We start from the raw sequence: 5,226 nt of genomic DNA, 5'->3' as shown, positions 1-5,226 counted from the left end.
CGACCACCTGACCGCCTAGCACGGCGATCTCCGAGGCACTGGCGGCCAGCTGGTTGGCCTGGCGCGCCGCGTCGGCGCTGTTCTTGACCGTGCTGGCCAGCTGCTCCATGGAGGCCGCTGTCTGCTGCAGGTTGCTGGCCGCCTGCTCTGTACGGTTGGAAAGATCCTGGTTGCCCGAGGCGATCTCCGCGCTGGCCGTGTCGATGCTGTCGCTGGCTGTGCGCACCTGCTTCACCGCAGCCTGCAGCGACGCCTGCATGGACTGCAACGAGGCCAGCATGGCCGCTGTTTCGTCGCACCCTTGGGTGTCCACATGGCGGGTCAGATCGCCTTGGGCGATCGCGCTGGCCAGTTCGCGCGCCCGATCCAGAGGGGCGCAGATGCTGCGCATGTTGAGCCAGACGAACGGCACCAGCAGCGCCGCCACGGCGACCAGCACGCCCAGGCTGATCATCATGGCCTGCTGGACCCCCTGCTCCCGCGCCGTGCGCGCCTCGGCCACGTCCTCATCCAACACCTTCGCCAGCGCGAGCAGCGAAGCCTCCATCGAGCGCATCTGCTCCTTGGCCTGACCCAGCATCTTGTCGGCGGTAGTGCCGTTGTCGTAGGCACCGTCCTCCACCTGCAGCACGATCTGTTTGGTTGCCTTCTCGTAGGCATCCAGCCTGCTCACCGCCTCCTTGAGGAGGGGCATCTCCTTCTCGCTGGCGTTGCCCAGCAGGTCACCCAGCTGTTTCTGCACACCCGCTACGGCAGCGGTCCAGCGATCCCGGTGCTGGTTGAGCGTGATGCGGTCGTCGTAGTAGATGACCATGTCCTTCTCAGCCCGGTTGATGTCTCCGACCGTCCGGTTGATCTCGCTGAGCTAGTGCGACAGATGCAGCGAGCGGTTGATGAACTCGTCGGTGCGCTGATTTTGCTGCTGCAAGGAAAACACCCCGGCTGCGGCCACCACGCAAACCAGGGTCAGCGCGATCACCAGCAGGGCAATCATGCGCGTGCGGATTCGCCATTGGCGCAAGGCTTTGATGATCAGTTCCACGTAGCGCCCCCGTTTCGATTCAATGTCTGCCCGACCAGAAGCTGGAGACCTGCCTGAGGACCAGCCCCCTCCTGTCCCACGCTGACCATGGCTCCACGGGGTGGAGTCGTCCGGAAACAAAGCGATGAATCCTTGGACTATCGGACATTGAGGCGCAGACTGAAGGCCGAATGAGCGCCGCAAAACACAGCCAGACCCATCACAACAGGTCTGCGACCGGCCGATGAGGACGCCGCCCGGAGCACCCTATACTGAATCGCTCGTTCCGCATTCGAACCACGTCACAACGTCGGCTGCGGATTGACATCGTGAAACGTTGTTCAACAACTGGGGGGCAGGTCTTGCGCACTGTGGAGGTGCGCAGACCTGTGCGAGGCATGACCTGCTGTGCGTGGAATGCAACCCCAACACCTTCGAGGGCGCATGTTGACGTCGAAGTCCGGTGGGTTTGACCTGGCACTGCTCTCACGGGGCCGACCCGTGCTTCTGCCCTGGTCTGCGGGTGGAGGTCGCGCGCACGCAATGCGCCGCGGCGTCATCGCCATGTCCTTGCTGGCCGCGGTGGTCACGGGCGTGGCGCAGGCTGCACCTCGGGTGGTTCGCGTGGGCATCTACGAGAACCCGCCCAAGTTGCAGGCCGGGCAGCAGGGACAGCCCAGCGGCATTCTGGGCGACCTGCTGACCGAAATGGCCCGACTGGAGGGCTGGAAGCTGGAACCGGTGCCGTGCGACTGGGACCGCTGTCTGCGGCTTCTGGACGAAGGCCAGATCGACCTGATGCCAGATGTGGCCTACAGCGATGCGCGCGCGCAGCGTTTTGACTTTCACAGCACTCCCGCCCTGCCCAGCTGGTCGCAGGTGTACCGGCGACCAGGCGCCACACTGCAGTCGGTGCTCGATTTGGAAGGCAAGCGCGTGGTGGTGCTGGAGGGTTCGGTTCAGCAGGAACACCTGGCGGGCCTGCTCAACAGCTTCGGGCTGCGCGCCGAACTGGTACCGGTGAAGTCGTTTGACCAAGCGTTCAGCATGGTGGCCACCGGCTCCGCCGATGCGGTGGCCGCGAACCGCTACTCGGGCGATGCGGCCGCCAGTCGCTACGGACTGACCGCATCCAGCCTGGTGTTTCTGCCCAGCAAGCTGTACTTCGCCACCGACAAGGGCCGCAACGCCGACCTGCTGGCCGACATCGACGCACTGCTCGATGTCTGGCAGAACGACGCCAACTCGTTCTACTTCCAGATGCTGGCCCGGTGGGGCCAGCAGACCACAGGCCCCCGAGTGCCGCAGGCCTTCTGGTGGGGCCTGGCCTTGGTGCTGGGCTTGCTCGCACTGGCGCTGGGTTTCCTGGCCTTGCTGCGAAGCGAAGTGGCGCGGCAAACGCTGGCCCTGCGCGGCAGCGAACAACGGTTCCGCAACCTGTCCGAGAACTCCGCCGACTGGATCTGGGAGCACGACCTGCGCGGCCGCCACACCTACAGCAATCCGGGGGTCACAGCGATCCTGGGCTATCGGGTCGAGGCGTTTCTGGCGATCGATGCGGCGACCCTGGTCCATCCCGATGACCTCGCCCTGTTCGAAGCCACCCATCAGAAGTCGCGTGCGCGCCGGATCGGCTGGCGCAACATCGTCATCCGCTGGCGCCACCAGGACGGAAACTACCGGGTGCTGGAATCCAACGCGCAACCGGTTCTGGACGCCAAGGGCGAGCTGCAGGGGTTTCAGGGAGTCGACCGAGACATCACCGCGCGCGTGCTGGCCGAACAGGAGCGCCAGCGACTGGCTGCGATTCTGGAGGCCACCAGCGACCTCGTCGGCATGGCCGATCCCGAAGGCCATCTCACCTACCTGAACGGGGCGGGGCGCGCGCTGCTGGGCATCGGTCCGGGGACACCCTTGCCCGCGATGATCGCGAACGTCCATCCGCGGTGGGCCAGCGACATCGTTCTGAACGAAGGACTGCAGACAGCCATCCGCGATGGCCGCTGGTCGGGGGAGACCGCGGTGCTGGGGCCGGACGGAGCGGAGATCCCGGTTTCGCAGCTCATCCTCAGTCACAAGGACGCACAGGGAAAGCTGCTGTTCCTGTCCACCATCGTGCGCGACGTCCGCGCCAGCCGAGAGGCCGAGCTGGCGCTGCGCGAGAGCGAGGAGCGCCTGCGTCTGGCCCTGGCCGCTGCCAGCCAGGGGCTGTACGACCTGGACCTGACCACGGGCATCGCGAAGGTGAGCCCCGAGTACGCCACCATGCTGGGCTACGACCCGGCCACCTTCGAGGAAAGCGGTAGCTCCTGGCGCGAGCGCATGCACCCGGACGACCAGCCCACGACCCTTCGGGTCTTTGATGACTACGTGGCAGGCCGGCTGTCAGAGTACCGGGTCGAATTCCGCCAGCGAACACGCGATGGGGGCTGGAAGTGGGTCCTCTCGCTGGGCAGGATTCAGGCACGCGCAGCCGACGGTCGCCCGCTGCGCATGCTGGGCACACACACCGATATCGACGCGATCAAGTCTGCAGAGGCCGCTCTGCGCGAACTCAATGCCACCCTCGAAGTCCGTGTTGCCGAGCGCACCGCCGAGTTGACCGCAGCCAACCAGGAACTGGAGTCGTTCGCCTACGCGGTTTCGCACGACCTGCGGGCGCCACTGCGAGCGATGAGCGGTTTTTCCAACGCGCTGCAGGAAGACCACGCTGCCTCCCTTTCCAGCGAGGCCAAGACCTATCTGGAGCAGATCGTTCTGGCCGGTCGAAAGATGACCGATCTGGTCGAAGGTTTGCTGACACTCGCGCGCAGCACGCGGGGCGACTTGCGGATGGACCGTGTCGACGTGTCTGCGCTGGCCCGCCGACACCTTGCCGAGTTGGCAGCGGCAGAGCCTGCGCGCCGCGTGTCGGTCGAGGTCGAGCAGGACCTGACGGTGCAGGGTGACGAGCGCATGATCTCCAGCGTGCTGGACAACCTGCTCGACAACGCATGGAAGTACACGGGAGCAACGGTGCTGCCAGAGATCCGGGTGCAGGCCTGCGCTGTCGATGGCTTGAGCGGCTTCTGCGTGTCGGACAACGGAGCGGGATTCGACATGGCCCACTCCGCTCGCCTGTTCAAGGCCTTTCAGCGCCTGCACCGCCAGGACGAATTTCCAGGCATCGGGATCGGCCTGGCCACCGTGCAGCGCATCGTGCAGCGCCATGGAGGTCAGATTCGGGCGCAGGGCGTGCCCGGCCAGGGTGCGAGGTTTTCGGTGCTGTTGCCGAACAAGCCGGATCAACGAGAACAGGAGTCCACGACATGAACACCAAAACCATCCTGCTTGTCGAAGACAACCCGCAGGACGAGATGCTCACCCTTCGCGCACTGAAAAAAGCCCATCTTGCCAACCGCATCGACGTGGCTCGCGACGGCCAGCAGGCACTGGACTACCTGTTCCGCACCGGTGAGTTCGCCGACCGCGATGGCCCCGATCTGCCCACGGTGGTGCTGCTGGACATCAGCTTGCCGCGACTGTCGGGCCTGGAGGTGCTTGAACGCCTGCGCAAGGACCCTCGCACCGAGATGCTCCCCGTGGTGATCCTCACCTCGTCCGACGAACAGAAGGACCGTTTGAAGAGCTACGAGAACGGCTGCAACAGTTTTGTACAGAAGCCGGTGGACTTCACCGCCTTTGCCGAAACCGTGGCCCGGCTGGGTGTCTACTGGCTCGCGACCAATGAACCGCCGCCGGATCGTTTGATGGAAAGATGACCAAGGCGCTGCAATTGCCACAGCAAACAAAAAAGCCCGCTACCATTTAAGTAGCAGGCTTTTCTTGTCCCACAAGGGGATTTTGGTAGGACGTGGCAGGCTCGAACTGCCGACCAACGGATTAAAAGTCCGATATCTGATACTTCCTTAGACTTCCTGAGACAAGCGACTTTCTCTAACTCGTTGATTTGATACAGATATCTGTCTATGCAAGTCTCATGAGGTCCCATATCATCCGTTCCTAGACTGGTAATCAACTGGTAACGAAAGGATCGGATGGCTACCAACACCAAATCACTGAGCAACATCGAGCCCGGCAAGTTCATCACCCTGGAGAAGGTCCACCCCTCGGGGACCCTTCAGGCTCGCAAGCTGGCAAACGGGCTTGTGACCTTCTATTGGCGCTGCACGTTGCAGGGGTGGAGTTGACCCGATTCCGTGGAC

General features: G+C 63.9%; 5 protein-coding genes and 1 tRNA gene. 3 read left to right on the top strand and 3 right to left on the bottom strand.

The window, feature by feature from the left end; all coding sequences use genetic code 11:
• Together HFL01S_RS24195 and HFL01S_RS25315 are read right to left on the bottom strand one after the other, a co-directional pair.
• A partial coding sequence (locus HFL01S_RS24195) for a methyl-accepting chemotaxis protein (RefSeq protein WP_157539115.1) occupies window positions 1-814 on the bottom strand: 814 nt, incomplete at its 3' end.
• A gap of 51 nt (window positions 815-865) precedes the next feature.
• The gene (locus HFL01S_RS25315) at window positions 866-1,042 is read right to left on the bottom strand and encodes a hypothetical protein (RefSeq protein ID WP_157539113.1); all 177 of its coding nucleotides are present in this window, start codon (window positions 1,040-1,042) and stop codon (window positions 866-868) included.
• A 543-nt stretch (window positions 1,043-1,585) separates the two neighbouring features.
• On the opposite strand from HFL01S_RS25315, the gene HFL01S_RS24190 reads away from it, so the two are divergent.
• Window positions 1,586-4,333: a PAS domain S-box protein gene (locus HFL01S_RS24190; RefSeq protein WP_169802380.1), complete on the top strand. Its 2,748-nt coding sequence runs from the start codon at window positions 1,586-1,588 to the stop codon at window positions 4,331-4,333.
• A complete protein-coding gene (locus HFL01S_RS24185) occupies window positions 4,330-4,782 on the top strand; it encodes a response regulator (RefSeq protein WP_066263865.1) in 453 nt (150 codons plus the stop codon). Before HFL01S_RS24190 ends, HFL01S_RS24185 begins: the two co-directional genes overlap by 4 nt.
• Window positions 4,783-4,865: 83 nt before the next feature.
• Here the strand turns inward: HFL01S_RS24185 and HFL01S_RS25310 are convergent.
• Window positions 4,866-4,940, bottom strand: a tRNA-Lys gene (locus HFL01S_RS25310).
• 118 nt (window positions 4,941-5,058) lie between these two features.
• On the opposite strand from HFL01S_RS25310, the gene HFL01S_RS25305 reads away from it, so the two are divergent.
• A complete protein-coding gene (locus HFL01S_RS25305; RefSeq protein ID WP_157539111.1) occupies window positions 5,059-5,211 on the top strand; it encodes a hypothetical protein in 153 nt (50 codons plus the stop codon).
• Window positions 5,212-5,226 lie beyond the last annotated feature (15 nt).

It is taken from the genome of Hydrogenophaga flava NBRC 102514, assembly GCF_001571145.1.
GTDB classification, from domain to species: Bacteria; Pseudomonadota; Gammaproteobacteria; order Burkholderiales; family Burkholderiaceae_C; genus Hydrogenophaga; species Hydrogenophaga flava.
The sequence above is the reverse complement of the archived record's forward strand: the minus strand, read 5'-3'. Positions and strand labels throughout refer to the sequence as shown.